The sequence below is a fragment of the Plantactinospora sp. CNZ321 genome, assembly GCF_004217235.1.
Genome location: NZ_SHKQ01000001.1, coordinates 220139 through 239271, shown reverse-complemented (window position 1 = coordinate 239271; position 19133 = coordinate 220139). Strand labels below are relative to the sequence as shown.

22 protein-coding genes and 1 pseudogene are annotated in these 19133 nt (G+C 71.2%); 14 read left to right on the top strand and 9 right to left on the bottom strand.

Going from position 1 to position 19133, the window contains the following annotated elements:
* The first annotated feature begins 4 nt into the window (after window positions 1-4).
* Both EV371_RS01060 and EV371_RS01055 read left to right on the top strand, forming a co-directional pair.
* Entirely contained in the window at window positions 5-772 is a 768-nt protein-coding gene (locus tag EV371_RS01060) for a Scr1 family TA system antitoxin-like transcriptional regulator (RefSeq protein WP_130460378.1), read from the top strand.
* Entirely contained in the window at window positions 760-951 is a 192-nt protein-coding gene (locus EV371_RS01055; protein WP_130460377.1) for a DUF397 domain-containing protein, read from the top strand. Before EV371_RS01060 ends, EV371_RS01055 begins: the two co-directional genes overlap by 13 nt.
* Window positions 952-1009: 58 nt before the next feature.
* Here the strand turns inward: EV371_RS01055 and EV371_RS01050 are convergent, their stop codons facing one another.
* Window positions 1010-1516, bottom strand: coding sequence for a hypothetical protein (locus tag EV371_RS01050; protein WP_130460376.1), 507 nt, complete (start codon window positions 1514-1516; stop codon window positions 1010-1012).
* Between the two features lie 129 nt (window positions 1517-1645).
* Window positions 1646-3358: a RecQ family ATP-dependent DNA helicase gene (locus tag EV371_RS01045; RefSeq protein WP_130460375.1), complete on the bottom strand. Its 1713-nt coding sequence runs from the start codon at window positions 3356-3358 to the stop codon at window positions 1646-1648.
* Window positions 3359-3487: 129 nt separating this feature from the next.
* Between EV371_RS01045 and EV371_RS01040 the strand changes: the two genes are divergently transcribed.
* A complete protein-coding gene (locus tag EV371_RS01040; RefSeq protein WP_207230373.1) occupies window positions 3488-4081 on the top strand; it encodes a hypothetical protein in 594 nt (197 codons plus the stop codon).
* Window positions 4082-4803: 722 nt separating this feature from the next.
* On the opposite strand, the pseudogene EV371_RS01030 reads toward EV371_RS01040, so the two are convergent.
* Window positions 4804-5133, bottom strand: a pseudogene (locus EV371_RS01030) (transposase); the annotation flags it as partial.
* Between the two features lie 170 nt (window positions 5134-5303).
* Here EV371_RS01030 and EV371_RS01025 point away from each other — a divergent pair.
* Entirely contained in the window at window positions 5304-6593 is a 1290-nt protein-coding gene (locus EV371_RS01025; RefSeq protein ID WP_486484425.1) for an IS701 family transposase, read from the top strand.
* Window positions 6594-6755: 162 nt separating this feature from the next.
* Window positions 6756-7130, top strand: coding sequence for a hypothetical protein (locus tag EV371_RS01020; RefSeq protein WP_130460372.1), 375 nt, complete (start codon window positions 6756-6758; stop codon window positions 7128-7130).
* A gap of 277 nt (window positions 7131-7407) precedes the next feature.
* On the opposite strand, the gene EV371_RS33220 is transcribed toward EV371_RS01020, so the two are convergent.
* The gene (locus EV371_RS33220) at window positions 7408-7578 is read right to left on the bottom strand and encodes a hypothetical protein (protein ID WP_165436556.1); all 171 of its coding nucleotides are present in this window, start codon (window positions 7576-7578) and stop codon (window positions 7408-7410) included.
* A gap of 161 nt (window positions 7579-7739) precedes the next feature.
* Between EV371_RS33220 and EV371_RS01015 the strand changes: the two genes are divergently transcribed.
* Window positions 7740-9284 (top strand): glycoside hydrolase family 3 protein, encoded by a 1545-nt coding sequence (locus tag EV371_RS01015; protein ID WP_130460371.1) that lies wholly within the window; start codon window positions 7740-7742, stop codon window positions 9282-9284.
* A 123-nt stretch (window positions 9285-9407) separates the two neighbouring features.
* Entirely contained in the window at window positions 9408-10184 is a 777-nt protein-coding gene (locus EV371_RS01010) for a DUF6042 family protein (protein ID WP_130460370.1), read from the top strand.
* A gap of 92 nt (window positions 10185-10276) precedes the next feature.
* Here the strand turns inward: EV371_RS01010 and EV371_RS01005 are convergent, their stop codons facing one another.
* The 3 genes from EV371_RS01005 to EV371_RS00995 all read right to left on the bottom strand — a co-directional run bounded on the left by EV371_RS01005 (window position 10277) and on the right by EV371_RS00995 (window position 12996).
* The gene (locus EV371_RS01005; RefSeq protein ID WP_486484897.1) at window positions 10277-11317 is read right to left on the bottom strand and encodes a PQQ-dependent sugar dehydrogenase; all 1041 of its coding nucleotides are present in this window, start codon (window positions 11315-11317) and stop codon (window positions 10277-10279) included.
* Window positions 11318-11461: 144 nt separating this feature from the next.
* Window positions 11462-11746 carry a GNAT family N-acetyltransferase gene (locus EV371_RS01000; protein ID WP_130460368.1) on the bottom strand — a complete coding sequence of 95 codons (285 nt, stop codon included), beginning with the start codon at window positions 11744-11746 and terminating at the stop codon, window positions 11462-11464.
* Entirely contained in the window at window positions 11743-12996 is a 1254-nt protein-coding gene (locus tag EV371_RS00995; RefSeq protein WP_130460367.1) for a cysteine desulfurase-like protein, read from the bottom strand. Before EV371_RS00995 ends, EV371_RS01000 begins: the two co-directional genes overlap by 4 nt.
* A 99-nt stretch (window positions 12997-13095) precedes the next feature.
* Between EV371_RS00995 and EV371_RS00990 the strand changes: the two genes are divergently transcribed.
* The 7 genes from EV371_RS00990 (at window position 13096) to EV371_RS00960 (ending at window position 17632) form a co-directional block, all read left to right on the top strand.
* Window positions 13096-13431 carry a hypothetical protein gene (locus tag EV371_RS00990; RefSeq protein WP_130465562.1) on the top strand — a complete coding sequence of 112 codons (336 nt, stop codon included), beginning with the start codon at window positions 13096-13098 and terminating at the stop codon, window positions 13429-13431.
* Between the two features lie 50 nt (window positions 13432-13481).
* Window positions 13482-14303, top strand: a complete 822-nt coding sequence (locus EV371_RS00985) for a DUF1206 domain-containing protein (RefSeq protein ID WP_130460366.1) — start codon at window positions 13482-13484, stop codon at window positions 14301-14303.
* A 128-nt stretch (window positions 14304-14431) separates the two neighbouring features.
* Window positions 14432-15682, top strand: a complete 1251-nt coding sequence (locus EV371_RS00980; protein ID WP_130460365.1) for a mechanosensitive ion channel family protein — start codon at window positions 14432-14434, stop codon at window positions 15680-15682.
* 291 nt (window positions 15683-15973) lie between these two features.
* Entirely contained in the window at window positions 15974-16405 is a 432-nt protein-coding gene (locus tag EV371_RS00975) for a phage holin family protein (protein WP_130460364.1), read from the top strand.
* Entirely contained in the window at window positions 16402-16713 is a 312-nt protein-coding gene (locus tag EV371_RS00970; RefSeq protein ID WP_130460363.1) for a DUF3618 domain-containing protein, read from the top strand. Before EV371_RS00975 ends, EV371_RS00970 begins: the two co-directional genes overlap by 4 nt.
* 17 nt (window positions 16714-16730) lie before the next feature.
* Complete coding sequence (locus tag EV371_RS00965; RefSeq protein WP_486484896.1) at window positions 16731-16982, top strand: DUF4235 domain-containing protein; 252 nt, start codon at window positions 16731-16733, stop codon at window positions 16980-16982.
* Window positions 16983-17428: 446 nt separating this feature from the next.
* Complete coding sequence (locus EV371_RS00960; RefSeq protein ID WP_007075740.1) at window positions 17429-17632, top strand: cold-shock protein; 204 nt, start codon at window positions 17429-17431, stop codon at window positions 17630-17632.
* A gap of 161 nt (window positions 17633-17793) precedes the next feature.
* Here the strand turns inward: EV371_RS00960 and EV371_RS00955 are convergent, their stop codons facing one another.
* Entirely contained in the window at window positions 17794-17997 is a 204-nt protein-coding gene (locus EV371_RS00955) for a hypothetical protein (RefSeq protein WP_130460361.1), read from the bottom strand.
* A gap of 112 nt (window positions 17998-18109) precedes the next feature.
* Window positions 18110-19093: an aldo/keto reductase gene (locus tag EV371_RS00950; RefSeq protein ID WP_130460360.1), complete on the bottom strand. Its 984-nt coding sequence runs from the start codon at window positions 19091-19093 to the stop codon at window positions 18110-18112.
* Window positions 19094-19133: the final 40 nt, after the last annotated feature.

Below are 19133 nucleotides of genomic sequence, written 5' to 3'. Positions count from 1 at the left end.
TGGAATGAACCATGCCCTCAAAGTCGCGATGGCCGAAACCGGTCAGACGGCCGAATCGCTCGCGGGTCAGATCGGCGTGGACCCCAAGACGGCGGCACGGTGGGTGACCCCTGGACGGATTCCGCAGACTCGACATCGTGCCCAGGTCGCGGCGGCCGTCGGCCGGGACATAGGGGACCTTTGGCCGGACGTACTGCGCCGCCGCGAGCCGGTCTGGCTGCGCGAGTGGCTCGAAATCGAACGGGAGGCGCGGCTGCTCCGCTGGTTCGAGCCGGCACTGGTGCCCGGCCTGTTGCAGACCGAGGCGTACGCGCGGGCGGTGCTCGGCTGGGGCGGCCTGATGACCGCCGACGAGGTGGAGCAGCGCACCCAGTCCCGGATGGAGCGGCAGGGCATCCTCGCCGGCTCGAAGCCGCCACAGTTCTTCGTCATGGTCGACGAGGCGGTGCTGCGCCGCTGCGTCGGCGGCCCGGCGATCATGGCCGAGCAGTGCGAACGCCTCGTCCAGTTCGCCGAGCGCCCGCACATCCACATCCAGGTCGTCCCCGCCACCGCCGGGGGACACGTCGGCCTCGCCGGAGGATTCATCCTGGCCAAGGGACCGTCCGGGGCGGCGGCGCACCTGGACAACCGGCTACGCGCGCACGTGGTCAGCCAGCAGGACGAGATTGATACCCTCGAAGAGGCGTGGGAGGCCATTCGGGCGGTAGCCCTGCCCACCGAGCAGACCCTCGGACTGATCAAGGAAGTGGCGGCGACATGGCAGACCTGACCGGTGCCATCTGGCGGAAGTCGACCCGCAGCAGCAACGGCGGATCCACCTGCGTCGAGGTGGCGAAGAACCTTCCCGACATCGTCGGCGTGCGGGACAGCAAGGACCCGGCCGGACCGGTGCTGACCTTCGGCCCGACGGCCTGGCGCGCGTTCGTCCGCGACGTCACGCCCCGCTGACCGCAGCAGCACCCGTGCCCCGTACCGTCGCGGTACGGGGCACCGCCGTACCCGGCACTCAGTCGTTGAGTACGTGCGCCAGCTCGTCGCGGAAGCGCCGCTCCGACTCGGTCACCTCGTCGCCGCCGAGCCCCAGCACCCCACCGGTCGACGCGGCGGTCACCACGTACTCGGCGATGGTCAGAAGCCAGTGCCGGTACGCCCCGGCCTCGCCCTCGGAGACCCGGCCGGCGAGCAGCTTCGAGGCGCTCCGCGCCCGGCTCAGCACGTCGGCGATCAGCGCCTTCGGGTCGTCCGGTTCGATCACCGGCAGTTCCTCGCCCACCTCCGGGTCACCGATGCGGATGATCAGCTCTCCGGCGACGGCGGCGACCAGCGGGCTGGCCGACTCCCGTCCGGCGGCGATCCTCTCCAGCCCGGCGGCGTTCTCCGTCCGGGTCCGACGGCCACCGTCCGACTCGGCGGCGCTCGCCGCGGTCAGCACCGACTGCGGCAGGCCGACCAGCAGACCCCACTCGTCGTCGGAGAATCCGAACTCGCTCGCATACAGCGGTTGCTCGGTCACGGCAACCTCCCTCCACTGAGAACAAACCATCACATCCCACGGCACGGCGGGCCCGAGGGCAAACCGAATCGCCGTACGACGTCCCGGGCGTCCCGGCGTCCTGTGCTCCGTACCCCGAGACACCGCAGCTCAGTCGTCAATTGGCTCCAGCAGGCCCTGCTCGCTGACCACCGGCACCGACAGCGTCTTGTAGCCCACCTCGTCGAAGAGCACCGTCATCCGGTCACCCTCGTAGCTGAGTACCATTCCGGAACCCCACTCGGTGTGCCGGACCGTGCTGTGCACCGGGAAGGGTTCGCTGGCTTTGGAGGCGTTTCGGGCAGCACGCCGGCCGGGGCGGCGCCGTTTCGTGCCGGTGCCGTTCGACCCGGTGGCGTCCCGTCCGGTGGCGTCCAGTCCGGCGTGGCAGTTGTCGCAGTGTCCGCAGGGTTTCGACAGCCGCTCGCCGAAGTACGCCAGCAGCGTCTGCCCCCGGCAGCTCCGGGTCTCGGCGAACGCCCGCATCATGTCGGTACGCGAGCGCTGCACCGTCTGCTGCCGTTCCGCCTCGGCCAGCGCGGCGGTGGCCGCGTCGACGGGCTTCGGGGCGTACCGGGGGCTGCCGAGCCGGTTGTCGGCCCGGGTGTCGGCGGCGCCCACCTGTTCCAGCAGGGCGAGGAGCTGGCCGAGCTTGCGGGCACCGAGCCCGGTCCGCTCGCGCAGCGCCTTCCGGGTGGTCGGCCCCTCCCGGAGCAGCGCGGCGAGGTCACGCAGCTCCTCCGGGTCCGGGGTGCCGCCGTTGAAGTACCGGCGCAGCCCGACGTCCTCGGCCCGCCAGAGCAGCAGCGCGCGGGCCGGCTCGCCGTCCCGCCCGGCCCGGCCGATCTCCTGGAGGTAGCTGTCCGGCGCGTCCGGCAGCGCCATGTGCGCCACCCAGCGGATGTTCGGCTTGTCGATCCCCATCCCGAACGCCGAGGTGGCGACCATGATCGGTACCCGGTCGGCGAGGAACTCCTCGTGCAGGTCCTCGCGGGCCCCGGCCGGCATCCCGCCGTGGTAGTACTTCGCCGGGAAGTCGGCAGCGGTCAGCCGCTCGGCCAACTCCTCGGCGGCCCGGCGGGTCGGCACGTAGACGATCCCGGGCGGGGACTCGGCGCGGAGCAGCGCGAGCAGCCGCCGCCACCGGTAGTCCTCGGTGGCGCAGTTCGCCACCTCCAGGAACAGGTTGGCGCGGTCCAGCCCGGAGACCACCACCCGGGGCTTGCGCAGGCCGAGCCGGCTGACGATGTCGTCCCGGACCGGCGGCGACGCGGTGGCGGTCAGCGCGACCACCGGCGGGCGGCCCAGCTCCCGGATCAGGTGCCCCAGCGCCAGGAAGTCGGGACGGAAGTCGTGCCCCCAGGCCGAAATGCAGTGCGCCTCGTCGACCGCGACCAGGGCCGGGCGCAGCGCGCGTACCTCGGCCAGCCGGTCCGGGTTGCTGAGCTGTTCGGGGGTGGTGAAGAGGAACCGGGCCCGGCCGGACCGGATCTCGTCCAGGGCGGCGATCTGCTGCCCGGGGCTCTCCGCCGAACTGATCCGTACCGCGCGCAGCTCCGGTCGGCCACGGTCGTTGAGCGCGGTGATCTGGTCCTGCTGGAGGGCGAGCAGGGGCGAGATCACCACCGTCGGTCCGGGCAACAGCGTCGCCGGTACCTGGTAGACGGCCGACTTTCCGGCCCCGGTCGGCAGTACGACGAGAGCGTCCCGGCCGCGCATCAGCGCACGCATCGCGGTGAGTTGGTCGGGGCGCAGCGATCGCCAACCGAACCGGTGCCGTGCGGTACGGCGGAGCCGGCTGGCGTGCAGGGGTGTCAGCTTCATCGGTCGCCGGTGGTACCCAGCGCATCCCACACCGAAACGACGGCCGCGCCGCCGGCCGGCGGCCGGCATCGGCTCGGCCGGTCCGGGGGTGCGTCGCGGGGCGTGTGGGAGTAGGTCGACGGTCGGGTGATGTGTTTTGAACGGGTGGTGCTGGCGAGGGATTGCCGGCACCACCCGTTCGGTTTCATTGCTGGCTGGGTGTCAGCCGATGGTCTTGGCATCAGTAAGGGCTTGATCGTGGTAGGAGGTGTCGTCTGTATCGTCGCGTCCGCTGGCGCTTGCACCGTCGTCGCCGGAGCGGCCCTTGTTGGCGGCGTTCTCGTGGACGGTTACAAAAACGACTGGGATCTTTCCGAAATGAACTGGCGCGGGCACATTACTGACGCTGCCTTCATTATCGCCGGTGCTGGACTGGCTCGGGCGGCGGCTGGATCCGGACGTGCGTACCTGCGGGACACCCCCTGGAAATTCAACCCGGGCCTAGCCGAGAAGATGCCGACTCGCACGACTGTGATGGGCAACGCGGTCAGGGCCAGGGCCCCAATATCGGTGATCAACGCAGGGTACGTAACGGATGATGTAATTCACTCAATTCCGGCTCTGAGTTATGCGTCCACTAGGTCCAAGCAGCTGATCAACACCTTCGATCCGGTTGCTACACTTCCAGCTCTGTCTGGTAACGCGAACATGTGGGCCGCGACCAACGGCCCTGACCGTTGGTGACGATGGGATGGCAATGAGGAGTTGGACCAACTGGGCGGGTGGGCTCCTGCTCTGTCTGCTCTGCGTCTTTATGATGGTGATGTTCAGCCTGAATCCGGCGAACAGCTGGGCCGAGCTCGTGACTGTCGCCACGTTCCTCACCGTCGTCTGCTATCTTATAGCGCTGTTTACGATGTTCTCTTATGTAGAAGCGACTGCCGTCGGCCTGGTAGTCGTTAATCCAGGATCGACTCACCGCATTTCTTGGGGAGAAGTCAGTGGGGTTTCGACTGAGCGGGGTCTCGTCGTCAGGACCGAAGGGGGCAGTGAAATTGACTGCTACGCCTTCCAGGCGTCGCTTGTCGGACGTGTTTTGGGCTATCCTGGGGCACGCCGGGCAGCGCGTAAGATAGAACGGGCCCGGGCTGGAGAAGTCGTTCCGGCGCTGGCTGGCGGTGGTGCTGTTCCCGCGTTCCCATGGCGGCGCCATACGTATTGGATCCTCGGCATCTGGGTTATGCTGGCGCTGCTGATTCCTGCGCTAGTGCCCTTCCCCTCGTAGCGTGGAGGCCAGAACCTGAGAAATAGTACTCCAGTCGCACTTGTTGGATCGAGGTTCCGGCAGTTTACAGGCCATTTGGGCGGCGTTCGTCGCTAGAAATTCAAAATGAATCTCGATGTGCGAGCTGCATGAACTCGCATTTGCTGTGTGTCGCTTTCGGTGGTGACGGAGAGTGCTGCTGTCCGAGGAGGATGCGGTGGCGGAGCAGGGTGAAGCCTGCTCGTTCGTGCATTTGGCGTGCGATCCGTTTGGTCTTGGTGTTGACGCCTTCGGTGGGGCCGTTGCTGTACGGAAGCGTGAGCGCGGCGTTCACAGCGTCGCGGTCCTGTTCCAGGCCTCGGATGAAGGCGTGCAGGTGGGGTAGATCGGCCGCGTGGACCGGGGCGATCCAGAGCGAGAGCCTGTCGGTGTTTCCCGCTTTGGGCGTCAGGAGTTCGGCGAAGCCGGCGACAACGGCGGCCAGGTGGGTCATCTCGGGGCAGGCCGCAGTGAGCCGTGCCAGAAGATCTCGGGGTCGTCACGTGTGAATTGCGTGAGGTCCGTGGGGCTCGGAGGTCAACGCCTCTTAGTGTTGCCTAATACTCCAACGTCACTTGGCTTCGGCCATGGGCGTGGCGTGGGCATGAGGACGGCCACCGCGTTGATCATCGATGGTTTGTGAGGACAACCGAAGATCGTGCGGTGGCCGTGTGCCACAGCGTAGACCTTGATCAGTGGCGGGTCATCCTGGACGAGGCGGTGACGCGTGTCGCTGACCGGTTCGTCCGCGCGGAGCCACGCCGGACCGCCGGGCAGTTCGTGGAAGGGCTGCTGTCGCGCGTGGAACGCAAGACTTGCTGGTCCCTGGCGGAACGGGCAGGTCACGATGATCCGCAGGCGATGCAGCGGCTGCTGCGTACGGCGGTGTGGGACGCCGACGCCGTCCGCGACGACGTGCGGGCCTGGCTGATCGAGCACCTCGGCCACCCTGACGCCGTGCTGGCCACTGACGAGACAGGCTTCCTGAAGAAGGGCATGTGCTCGGTCGGGGTGCAGCGGCAGTACACCGGCACCGCCGGGCGGATCGAGAACAGCCAGGTCGGGGTGTTCCTGGCCTATGTCTCACCTCTGGGGCGGGCGCTGATCGACCGCCGGCTCTATCTACCCGAGACGACCTGGTGCCAGCAGCCCGAGCGTCTCGCCGCCGCCGGCGTTCCGGACGGTGTCGGGTTCGCCACGAAGCCTGCGCTGGCCCGACAGATGATCGCCGCCGCGTTGGACGCCGAAATCCCGTTCGGATGGGTGACCGGCGACGAGGTCTACGGCGCCGACCCCGGCCTGCGCGCTGACCTCGAACACCGCGGGATCGGTTACGTCCTCGCGGTCGGCTGCGACCGACGCGTGGCGGTCAACGACGGCCGCACCCTCATCCGCGTTGACGAACTCGCCGAGCGGATCCCCACCCGCGAGTGGCAGCGGCACAGCTGCGGGCCGGGCGCGAAAGGGCCCCGCGACTATCTATGGGCCTGGATCACCACGGCCGCCCGCCCTGGCGAGTATCGGTGGCTGCTCATCCGCCGCAACCGCACCAGCGGCGAGTTGGCCTTCTACCTGTGCTGGTCACCCCGGCCGGTGCCGCTGCACACCCTCGTGACCGTGGCCGGCTCCCGCTGGAGCATCGAGGAGTTGTTCCAGACCGGCAAAGGCCAGGTCGGCCTCGACCACTACCAGGTCCGCGGCTGGACCGGCTGGCACCGGTTCATCACCCTGGCCATGCTCGCCCTGGCCGTCCTGACCATCCTCGCCGCCCAGCAACCCGATCCCGACTCGGAGATCATCGCGTTGACCGTCGCCGAGATCCGCCGACTCCTCAACGCCTTCGTCCTCGCCACATCGCCACCGCCAGAACACACCCTGCACTGGTCGATCTGGCGACGAACATCCCAAGCCCGAGCCCGACGATCCCACTACCAGCGCAGACAGGCGAAGTGACGTTGGAGTACTAACGCGCGATGAGTTTGGCGTGCTCGTTAGTGGCTCGCCACGACCTCGGACCGTTCCACCGTAGGTGTCCGTCGACGCTGAACGTTCCTGTTTGGAGCAGCGCCGGCCGGGTGGGGTTTGTAGCCTTGGAGCAAACGTGAGGATGTGAAGATGTCGACGCTGGCAACTGTTACCGGGCTCGTCATGGGAGGCGGCCTCGTCGGCGCGGGCCTCACGATCGTGTTGACCGGTCATATGCCGGATTTTCCTGGCCCGATCCGCCATGCCGGCGCGATGTTCGCGCTTCCTGGTCTGGGACTCCTGCTGATTCAGGGCATGGGACACGGGAGCGGTGTGCTGGCGCTGATCTGTGGGCTTGCGGCGTTCGCGTCCTTCGGCTGGGGCACGTGGCTCGGCTTCCGGTACCTCCCGCTGGTCTTGGCCAGGAGCCGCGATCGGAAGGGGCGAGCTGACCGGCGGCGAGGCGATCGCGGACCTGGTGGTGTTGCGGCAGGAGCCAGGCCTGCTCGGGACGATAGCCTCTGACGCCACCGCGTGGCGGATCCTCGACGGTATCGACGAGGCGGCCCTGCAGCGGCTTCGGGCCGCTCGCGCCGTCGCCCGGGAACTGGCCGGAGGTAGCAGGGCGGGCATGACCTGTCCGAATGGTCATCGAGGTTCTCTAGGCCTTGTTGATCGTCCGAGGTGATCGATCGAGGCGAGCTTGCCGAGGCGTCGTTGCCGTCGGGTGGCGGTGGTAGGTGCTTCGATCCAGGTCACCATCGCCAAGTGCTGATCCGCCCCGGCTTTGGTAGCGGCTACTTTAGCGGCGGCCGAACATCGAGCGCAGCGCGGCGAGCAGCAGCACGGTACCGAGGATGGCGCCGACGATCCGGACGCCCGGGATGTCGAACCAGCTCGTCTCCTGGGCCGCGAGCAGGCGCTGCGGCAGTTCGCTGAGCCGTGCCGTGGTCTCCGGGATGCTGGACTGCATTCCAGCACTGTCGCACGTCGTCCCGGTCAGCTCCCAGCGACGCAGCCGTTCCGGCTAATAGGAAGGTTTCTTGACTATTTGCTGAGGTGGTGTGACCATGGCTGCACCCGCCACTACCAGGGATGGCGGCCGTCCACAGTAGATGCGGGGGAACCGGCGGGATGAGCGGAACGACGGACAACCTGTCCAGCCTGGCGGCGGCGGTGCTCCAGCCCGGGTTCGTCGGCACCAGCCGGCCGCCGGACTGGGTGCGCCGGTGGCTCGGTGAAGGGCTCGGCGGGGTGGTCCTGTTCGCCCGCAACGTGGTCGACACAGAGCAGGTCGCCGCGCTGACCGACGCGATGCGGGCGGAACGGCCGGACGTGCTGGTGGCGATCGACGAGGAGGCCGGCGACGTCACCCGGCTGGAGTCCCGGCTGGGCAGCTCCCGGCCGGGCAACCTGGCGCTCGGCGCGATCGACGATCCCGAGCTGACCGAGGCGGTCGCCCGCGACCTCGGCGCCGAGCTGGCCGCCGCCGGCATCACCCTGAACTATGCCCCGGACGCCGACGTGAACGCCAACCCCGACAACCCGGTGATCGGCGTACGGTCCTTCGGGGCCGATCCGGGGCTGGTCGCCCGGCACACCGCCGCCTGGATACGCGGCCTCCAGTCGGCCGGGGTCGCCGCCTGCGCCAAGCACTTCCCCGGGCACGGGGACACCAGCGTCGACTCGCATCTCGACGTACCCCGGATCGCGGTCTCCCGGGCTCGACTCGACGCCTGCGAGCTGCCGCCGTTCCGGGCCGCGATCGACGCCGGGGTGCAGGCGGTGATGACCGGCCACCTGCTGGTCCCGGCGGTCGACGAGGAGTGGCCGGCGACGCTGAGCCGGCGGGTGCTGACCGACCTGCTCCGCGAGGAGCTGGGCTTCCAGGGTGTGGTGGTGACCGACGGCATCGAGATGCGCGCGGTCGCCGACCGGTACGGCTTCGCCGGGGCGACCGTCCGGGCCCTGGTCGCCGGGGCCGACGCGATCTGTGTCGGGGGCGAGCACGCCGACGAGGCGGACGCCCTGCGGCTGCGGGACGCGATCGTCGACGCGGTGCTCGCCGGGGTGTTGCCGGAGGAGCGCCTGGTCGAGGCGGCCAAGCGGGTCGGTGAGCTGGCCGAGTGGAGCAGTGCCGCCCGGACGCACCGCGCCGGGGGGACGCCCGCCGGTCCGGACGGCTCCCCGCTGGGCCTGGCCGCCGCCCGGCGGGCGGTCCGGGTCAGCCACGGCGCCGGCCCGGCCGTGCTGCCGTTGACCGGCCCGGCCCAGGTGCTGGAGTTCGAGCCGCCCCGGAACATCGCGATCGGTGCCGAGACGCCGTGGGGCGTGGGTGCCCCGTTGGCTGCCCTGCTCCCCGGCACCACGACGGTACGGCTGGCCGCCGACGACCTGAGCACCGAGCATGCCCCGCCGGCCGGGGCGCTCACCGCGGCGGCCGGGCGGCCACTGGTGCTGGTCGTCCGCGACCTGCACCGGCACGACTGGATGACGGCGGCGGTACGCCGGATCCTGGCCGACCGTCCGGACGCCGTGGTGGTGGAACTCGGGCTGCCCTCGATGGTCATCGGCCGGGTGCACCTGGCCACCTACGGCGCCACCCGCGCCGCCGGCCGGGCCGCAGCCGAGGTGCTCGCCGGTCGGGCCGCCGCCGAGCTGCTCACCGGCAGGTCCTGATCGGACGGTCGGGTCGACCGCGTCCGGATCGAGGTCGGACAGCACCAGCAGCTTGCTATTCGTACCATCGCTGTCACAAAGGGTGCCCCCACGTTCACGCCGAGTCGCTGTATCGTTCGTCCGGTGACCCCTCGCTGGCAGCGGGCCGCCCTCACCCAGTCCTGGACCCGGTGGCTACCCTGCGCCTTCGTCTACCTCACCCTCGTGCCGGGGGAGTCCCAGTTTCCCCGGTCGGCCTGGTCGGCGATCGTCCCGTGGGAGGGCTCGGCGTGGTGTGATCCCGGCAGCGTCGACGATTGGGTGGCGCGGGCCCGCCGCCGTCGCGCCGGCCGGGACGCCGAGGACGCCGAGCTGCACGCCCGGCAGCACTACGCCTGGATGGTCCGGATCCGCGCCACCCGGATCGAGTTGTTCGCCGAGATGTGCCGGCGGCGTGACCTGCCGGTCCCGCACACCGTCGGTGAGCTGCTGCTCTGCCTGGCGGAGTTCGGCCTCTTCGAGCTGACCGATCTCGACGGTGACGATCCGTGGGTCACGCCCCGGCTGGACCGCGATCCGCTGGAACTGCTGCCGCTGACCGAGGCGGAGCGGGAGCTGGAGGTGCGGGCCCAGCGGGACGACCAGGCCGTGCTGGTGGCCATCGCGATTCGCCGGCTGGCCCAGCGTACCCGGCGGCGATGGCGACGCCGCGTGGTCAGTACCAGCCTGACCAGCCTGGCCGGCGCGGCCGGCGTCACCGAGGAGCAGGCCCGGCGCTCACTCGCCGACCTCGGTCAGATCGCCGAGCTGGTCGTCGACGACGGTCGTGGTGGCGAGTGGCTGCGGCTCAGCGTGCCCTGGCCGGACTTCCGGCTCCGCTTCCCGTTCACCGAGCTACCCGCCCCGGAACACGCGATCTGAACCGATCTGGACCGTCCGGTCAGGGAACGAGTTCGGACGGTCACGGGACGGGTGCGGACCGCCCGGTCACGGGACGAGTCTGGACCGCGCCTTCACGGGACGAGCCGGAGGATGCGGTCGTCGTCGTCCTCCGGCGAGCCGCGTCCGTCGCGGTTGGAGGTGAGCACCCACAGCGACCCGTCCGGCGCCGGTGCGACATGCCGCAGTCGGCCGTACTCGCGGGTCAGCAGCGCCTCGGCGCCCTGCCCGTCGGTGCCGATCCGGTAGAGCCGCTGTCCGCGCAGGCAGGCGAGCCAGATCCGATCGCCGACCACCGCCAGCCCGCTCGGGGACGCCTCGGCCGTACCCCAGGTGGCGACCGGGGCGACGAACCGGGAGTCGTCGGAGTCGCCCTCCACCTCCGGCCAGCCGTAGTTGCCGCCCGGCGTGATCCGGTTGAGTTCGTCGTAGTGGTTCTGGCCGAACTCGGCCGCGTACATCGTCCCGTCGGCGTGCCAGCCGAGCCCCTGCACGTTGCGGTGCCCGTAGCTGTAGAGCAGGGTGTCGCCGAACGGGTTGCCGGGGGCGGGAGCGCCGTCCGGGGTCATCCGCAGGATCTTGCCGGCCAGGCTGTTGCGGTCCTGCGCCGCGTCCCGGTCCCCGGCGTCCCCGGTGCCGACGTAGAGCATGCCGTCCGGGCCGAAGGCGATCCGCCCGCCGTTGTGGGTACGCGAGCCGCGCGGGATGCCGCTCAGCACGATCTCCGGGCTTCCCTCGCCGAGGCGCAGCCGGGCAACCCGGTTGTCGTCCGCGGCGGTGTAGTAGACGTACACCCAGCGGTCGGTGGCGTAGTCGGGGGAGACGGCGATGCCGAGCAGGCCGCCCTCGCCGGCCGGCGTCGCCTCCTCGATCCGGGCCACCTCCCGGGCGGTACCGCCGGAAACCTGGAGGATCCGCTTGCTGTCCCGCTCGGTCACCAGCGCTGAGCCGTCGGGGAGGAAGGCCAGTCCCCACGGCGCCTCGAGGTTCGCCACCAGGGTCTGCACGGTGCCGGGCCGGATCCGGGGTGCGTCCGAGACCGACGGGTCGGCGAACCAGCCCCGCCACAGCCCGACCCCGACTCCGGCGGCGGCCAGCGCCACCACCGCGACCAGCACGATGATCCACCGACCCGCCCGGCCCGTCGTGCGCACTCCCGGCTCCGCCACGGGTACGACGGTAGCCCGTGCCCGGACCCACGATCGTCGCGCCCCGGGACGGCTCACCGGGCCCACGATCGTCGCGCCCGGGACGGCGGCTCAGCCGTCGGCCACCACCGACGAGTACTCCGGATGCCGCTGGAGGAAGGCGAGCAGGAACGGGCAGGTGACCCGGACCCGCTCGCCCCGGTCCCGGAGCTGGTCGAGGGTGCCCCTGGCCAGTGCGCTGCCGACACCCTTGCCCTCGAACTGCTTGTCGACCTGGGTGTGCGCCAGCACCATCGTCCCGGACTCGACCTGGTAGCCGATGAAGCCGGCCAGGGCATCGTCGACCAGGATCTCGAAGCGGCGGCGGGCGGCGTTTTCTTGGACGAGAGAGTTCATCGGAGCAATTCTCCACCAACCAGCCCGGTGTTGCCGGTGACCCCGCCCACCACCAGCCGGTCGAGTTCGCCGAGCAGCCGGTCGACATCGTCGGCGGTGTTGTAGTGGTAGACGCTGGCCCGGACCGCCCCGCCACTGTCCCGCAGCCCCAGCGCCGAGAAGTACTCGTACGCGTAGTAGTCGCCGGCCGAGACGCAGACCCCGCGCTCGCCGAGCGCGGCGGCGGTCTGCTGCGGGGTCTGGCCGGCGAGCCGGAACGAGACGGTGGGGCAGCGGTGCCCGGGCGAGCCGTGGATGGTCACCCCGGGCAGCCCGGCCAGACCCTGGTGCAGGCGGGCGAAGAGTCGTTCCTCGTGGGCGAGCGCGGCGGCCAGACCGGCCCGTACCCGGGTCCGCCGGTCACCGGTCGCCTCCGGGTCCAGCCCGGCCAGGTGGTCGACGGCGGCCCGGATCCCGGCCAGCAGCGGAAAGCTCGGCGTGCCGAGTTCGAACCGCTCCGGCGCCCGGTCCGGGGACGGGAGCAGCTTGGCCGGGCGCAGTTCCGCCCAGCGGGCCGGGTCGGCGACGACGGCCGCGACGTGTGGGCCGGACCACTTGTAGGCGCTGGTCACATAGAAGTCGGCGCCGAGCGCGGCGACGTCGGTGGGACCGTGCGGGGTGGCGTGCACCCCGTCGACGTAGACCAGCGCACCGGCCGCGTGCGCGGTCGCGGCGATCCCGGCCACGTCCGGCACGGTGCCGATGGCGTTGCTGCCGGCGGTGAGCGCCACCACCCGGGTACGCCGGCCGACCAGGTCGGCGTACTGGTCGGCCGGCAGCTCGCCGGTCTCCGGGTCGAACTCGGCCCACCGGACGACCGCGCCGGTCGCCTCGGCGGCCTGCACCCAGGGCCGGACGTTGGCGTCGTGGTCGAGCCGGGAGACCACCACCTCGTCGCCGGGACGCCACCCCCGGCACAGGGTCCGGGCCACGTGGTAGGTCAGCGCGGTCGCACTCGGTCCGAACACCACCCCGTCCGGGCTCGCGCCGAGCAGGTCGGCGACGGCTGCCCGGGCCGCCGCCACCAGTTCGCCGGAGCGCTGACCGGGCAGGTGCGCGCTGTTCAGGTTGGCCACCGCGGTCCGCATGGTGCCGGCCACCGCGTCGGCGACCGGTGCGGCCACCTGGGTGCCGGCGGCCCCGTCGAAGTGCGCGTATCCCTCGACGAGGGCGGGGTAGGCGGCCCGGACCCGGGCGATCTCGAACGGCATGGCAGGCACGATATCGGCCGGTACCGGCAACTGGACCGGGTCGTTGCCTGGATCACCCCGGGTACCGTGGGTCGGGTGACGAATCCCCCGTACCGCCCGATGACCATCGCCCGTCGTGCCGCCGGTCTCTTCGCCGGGCTGGCCCTCGGTGTGGCCGTAATCGCCGGCTGTAGCTCCGAGGGTGCCAGCACGGACTGCGGACTGGACTCCTGCACCGTGACCTTCGACCGGGGTGTCGACGCCCGGACCAGCATTCTCGGGGTCGAGGCCAAGCTGGTCGGTGTCGACGGCGACCGGGTGACCATCGAGGTCGCCGGCGAGCGGCTGACGCTGACCGTCGGCCAGCAGGCCACCGAGGTCGGCGGCATGTACGCGACGGTGGAGAGCGCCGACCAGGACCGGGTGGTGGTGCGGATCGGCCGCAACGCCGGCTGAGCCGTGATCCGGACGTTTGGAAATCTCCTCGATGGGTCATTGACACGCCCATGTCTGCGACTTCAACTGCCGGGGCGAGCGCGGCCCGGGCCGCCAACAGCAAGCCCCTGGAAATTCTCGCCCGGGCCGGCTTCGTCGGCTACGGGCTCGTCCACCTGCTCTTCGCCTGGCTGGCGCTGCAGATCGCCTTCGGCCGGCCGGCCGACGACGGCGACCAGTCCGGCGCGTTGCGCACGCTGGCCGCGCAGCCGCTCGGCGGCTTCCTGGTCGGTGCGATCGGCGTCGGCCTGCTCGCGATGGCGATCTGGCAGGCCTTCGAGGCGGTCGGTGGGCACCGGGAGTACCGGGGCCGGGAGCGGGTCGTCGAGCGGCTCACCTCGGTCGGCCGGACTCTGGTCTACGGCTACTTCGCCTGGACCGCCTACCAGGTGGTGCAGCAGGCGAACTCGTCCAGTGCGGACAAGCAGCAGGCCATGACCGAGGAGCTGATGTCCTCGACCGGCGGCCGGCTGCTGGTGGGGCTGGCCGGGCTCGCGCTGGCCGGGCTCGGTGCCGGGCTGGTCTGGTACGGCGCGGTGAAGAAGTTCGAGCGGCACCTGAAGACCGGTGAGATGAGCCCGCAGACCCGCAAGCTCGCCCGCCGGCTCGGCGTCGCCGGCTACGTCGCCAAGGGCGTCGCGTACGGCATCGCCGGGCTGCTCGTGCTGACGGCCGCGCTGAACTACGACCCGGACCGGGCCCGCGGCCTGGACGCCGCCCTGCACACCCTGCGGGAGCAGGCGTACGGTTCGATCCTGCTCACCCTGGTGGCGCTCGGCATCGCCGCGTTCGCCGTGTTCTGCGTGGTCCAGGCGAGGTACCGGAAGGTCTGACCTGGATTCATAGCGCTTTCTGGGGCATTCTGCACTCTTTGCCCCGCATGCTCGGCAGCCCTCGCCGGGTGCGGCTCGGGAGACATCCCGTGGCGGCACCCGGCTTCGGCATGGAAGGAAGGACATTGGTGGACAGCTATCTGTGGACGGTCATCGCGACGGTGGGCGCGGCGCTGCTCGCGCTGGTCGTGGTGGAGGTGGTGCACCGGACCGTACGCCGACTCGGCCGGCGGTCCGTGCTGCTCAGCGAATTGTCCGAGCATTCGCACCGACCCTTTCAGGTGGCTGCGACCGTGCTGGCGATCCAGTTCGGCGTCCGGTTCAGCACCGGCTACGGCATCGGTACGCCGTGGCGGCGGACCCTGCTGCACCTGCTCGTGCTGGCGGTCATCGCCGCCATCGCCTGGCTGGTCGCCTCCTTCCTGCTGGTCAGCGAGGACACCGCGCTGGCCCGGTTCCGGACCGACGTACCGGACAACCGGCAGGCCCGGCGGATCAAGACCCAGGTCGTCATGCTGCGCCGGGTCACCATCGCGGTCATCGTGGTGCTGGCGGTCGGGGTGATGCTGATGACCTTCCCCAGCGTGCGCGGGGTCGGCGCCAGCATGCTCGCCTCGGCCGGCGTGATCGGTGTGGTCGCCGCGCTGGCCGCGCAGAGCGTGCTCGGCAACGTCATCGCCGGGCTGCAACTGGCGTTCAGCGACGCGGTCCGGCTCGACGACGTGGTGGTGGTCGAGGGGGAGTGGGGCCGGATCGAGGAGTTGACCCTCAGCTACGTGGTGGTGCAGATCTGGGACGACCGGCGGCTGATCCTGCCGACGTCGTACTTCACCACCAAGCCGTTCCAGAACTGGACGCGCACCCGGGCCGCCGTGCTCGGTACCGCCGAGTTCGAGGTGGACTGGTCGGTGCCGGTACAGGCGATGCGGGAGGAGTTGCGCCGGCTGGTGGAGGGTACCGAGCTGTGGGACGGGCGGACCTGCGTACTCCAGGTCACCGACGCGGTCGGCGGGATGGTCCGGCTGCGCGCACTGGTCAGCGCCGCCGATGCGCCGAAGCTCTGGGACCTGCGCTGCCTGGTCCGCGAGCACCTGGTCGGCTGGCTGCGGGACCAGCGGCCCACCGCGCTGCCCCGGCTGCGTACCGAGATCGGTGACGCCTCGGGTCGGCTGCCCTGGCCGGGGGCCGAGCCGCGCCGGACGGCACCCGGCCGCTCCACCGAGCCGCACCGGACGGTTCCTGGCCGCCCCGCCGAGAGGCGCGCGGCCGAGCACGAGCCGCCGGACGACGCCCGGCTCTTCGGCGGTACCGGTGACGGCGAGGCCCGGAGCAACGCCTTCGTCGGCCCCGACGAGCCGGCCGAGGCGTCGCCCCGCTGACCTGCCGGATCGGCCGTCATCGGCCCACCCGGTGGCGGACACTAACCACAGCGGGGCGGGACGGTGCGTCTCCTCCGCCGCACCGCCCAGCCGTCCGCCCGGCACCGGGCCGGGCGTGGCCGAACGGACACCGGGCGGGCGAACGAACACCGCGCGGCGAACGGAACACGGGCGGCGCGGTGCAGGGGTGCCGGGCGGCGGCGGAACGGACACCGGCGCCACTGGCGGACGGCAGGATTGAACCACCGGCGACCGGGGCATACAGCCCAGGAACCGGGATAGGAGGACAGCATGGCCGATGTCGTACGCGACCCCGCTCGACCGGTCGCGGAGCAGTCCACCGCGGAGCTGATGCAGCGCGCCAAGGAACAGGTGAAGCGGCTGGTCCGCGACGAGCTTGCGCTGGCCCGGATCGAGCTTGCCCAGAAGGGCCGGCACGCGGGGATCGGGGTGGGGCTCTTCGGCGGTGGCGCGGTGCTGGCGCTCTGCGGGCTCGGCCTGCTGGTGGCCGCCGCGGTGCTGGGCCTGGCGTTGGTGCTCCCGGCCTGGGCCGCCGCCCTGGTCGTCGCCGCGGCACTCTTCATCCTGGCCGGCGGCTGCGCGCTGGTCGGCCGGAGCCGGGTACGCCGCGCGGTGCCGCCGATGCCGAGCGCGACGGCGGACAGCCTGCGTGCGGACGTCAACACGGTGGCCACGGCGGTCCGGGACAGGGGACAGGGATGACCCGCAGCAACGGCTTCGGCAACCCGGACGCGCTCCGGGCGGAGATCAGGCAGACCCGGGCCGAGCTCGGCGAGACCGTGCAGGCACTGGCGGCCAAGGCGGACGTCAAGGCCCGGCTCAAGGGCTCGGCGGTGCAGACCCGGGAGCAGGTGATGCGGCGGGCCGGGCAGACCACCGCGAACGTCCGGTCCTCGGTGCACGACGCCGGTTCGGTAGCGTTGCGCCATCCGGTGTCCTGGGCGGTGTTCGCGGCCGGCGCGCTGGCGCTGGCGGTCGTGGTGCTGGTGGCACGAGGGAGACGTGGGTGAGCAGGACAGTCAGCAAGATGGCGTACCGGCCGGTGGGCATCCTCCTGGGCATGGCCGCCGGGGTGGCCGCCGGAGCGGTGTTCCGGCAGGTCTGGAAGATGACCGCCGGCGACGGTGAGGCGCCCGACCCGGTCGACGAGGACCGGGGCTGGGGCGAGATTCTGGCCGCCGCCGCGTTGCAGGGGGCGATCTTCGCGGTCGTCCGGGCCGCCGTGGACCGTGGCGGCGCGGTCGGCGTACGCCGGCTCACCGGCCGCTGGCCCGACTGAACCGGCCGATCCCGCGACGCCCGGTGCGGGAGATCGCCCGGTGACCATCCGTGATCCCGGCGTCCGTGCGGCGGGCCGGTCATCGCGGTGGGTGGCACGGTGGTGGCACCCACCGCGGCAGTGGTGCCCGGTCCGTTCGACGGTGCCGGCCCGCCGGTGGCGCTACCGTGCGCTGTGGACCGCGCCGTCACCGTTCCCTGCCGTCGCCGTCCCCTACCGTCGATGCCTCGGGCCGTCGGTCGCGTTCTCAGGTCACATGTCGGAGAATTTCGTCGGGTAGGCTATGCGAAGTTTTTGCGTACGTGGTTTGCTGTTCCACGCTGTTGAGAGACGGCGTGGGTCGAGGGAAGTCCTCCTTCGTGGGGGCCGACTCAAGGCGCCGCTGCTCGAAAACGGCCAACCGGCCGCACGGCGTGCTCGGCCGCCAGTTTTAGAAGGAGATACACATGGCGCAGGGAACCGTGAAGTGGTTCAACGCAGACAAGGGCTTCGGCTTCATCACCGTCGACGGCGGGGGTGCTGACGTGTTCGTCCACTTCTCGGCCATCCAGACCAGCGGCTACCGCACGCTGGAGGAGAACCAGCGGGTGGAGTTCGAGATCGCTCAGGGTCAGAAGGGGCCGCAGGCGGAGCAGGTTCGCCCCATCTGATTCCGTGACGGCCGGCCCCCGCCGGCCCGAGTTTCGAGTGCTTTGGGATCCACGTCGAGCCCCGCGCCCCGCGGGGCTCGACGTGTGTCCGGCGCAGGGGCTCGACGAGTCTCCGGCGCAGGTCAGGACCGGTTCGCCCGGCAGCGCCGGCCGGCCGCCGGTCAGGAGGACCCGCCCCGGCTGCGGGCGCGCAGGCCCAGCACCACCAGCACCAGCCCGGCGACCACCACCACAGGGCCGATCACGGCCCAGAGCGGTTCGCCGCTCATCACGCTGCCACTCAGCCGGCCCAGCCCCTGCAACGTCCACACGGCGCCGACGACGACGGCCAACAGCCCGAGCGTGAGCGGGAGCCATCCCCTCATCGGTATCGCTGCTCCTCTCCGCCGCGACGACTGACCCGTCGCAACCAGCCAACCGTACGGCGGGGCGGAACGCACGTCGCCTCGCGGGACGGTCGCGCTCCGGGTGATCGGCCTACCAGCGGCTGTGCACCTGCGGGCGGACCAGTTCGGCGTAGACGGCGTCCACCGTGGCGGTCGCCTCGGCCGACAGTGGCGGAAGCGCTGCGGCGGCCACGTTCGCACGGGCCTGTCCGGCGTTGCGGGCGCCGGGGATGACCACGGTGACGCCGGGCTGGTCGAGAATCCACCGGAGCGCGAACTGTGCCATCGTGGCACCCTCCGGCACCGCCGGACGCAGTCGCCGTACGGCTTCCAGCCCCGTCTCGTAGTCCACCCCCGAGAACGTCTCGCCGACGTCGAACGACTCGCCGTGCCGGTTGAAGTTGCGGTGGTCGTCGCTGGGGAAGGTGGTGTGCGCGTCGTACCGGCCGGAGAGCAGGCCGCTGGCGAGCGGCACCCGGGCGATGATGCCGACGCCGGCGGCGAGCGCGGCTGGGAGCACCCGCTCGACGGGCTTGTGCCGCAGCGCGTTGAGGATGATCTGCACGCTGGCCACCCCGGGCCGGGCGATCGCGGTGAGCGCCTCGTCGCAGGTCTCCACGCTGACCCCGTACGCGGCGATGCGTCCCTCCGCGACGAGGGTGTCCAGGGCGTCGTAGACGGCGTCGGTGGAGAAGACCGGAGTGGGCGGGCAGTGCAACTGCACCAGGTCGAGTACGTCGACCCCGAGGTTCGCCCGGGACCGGTCGGTCCAGGCCCGGAAGTTCTCCAGTACGTACGCGTCCGGGGTCTGCGGCACCCGGCGGCCCATCTTGGTGGCGACGGTGAGTCCGGCGTCGGGCCGCTCGCGCAGGAAGCGGCCGATCAGTTGCTCGCTGCGCCCGTCGCCGTACACGTCGGCGGTGTCCAGAAAGGTGACTCCGCCCTCGACGGCGGCGGTCAGCACCGCCAGCGCCTCGGACTCGCTGACCTGACCCCAGTCGGCGCCGAGTTGCCACGCGCCGAGCCCGACGACGCCGACTTCGCGGTCGCACCGCGGGAATCTCCGCTTCTCCACGTCCGGGAGCCTATCCCGGGGCGGATTCGGGGCCCGCCGG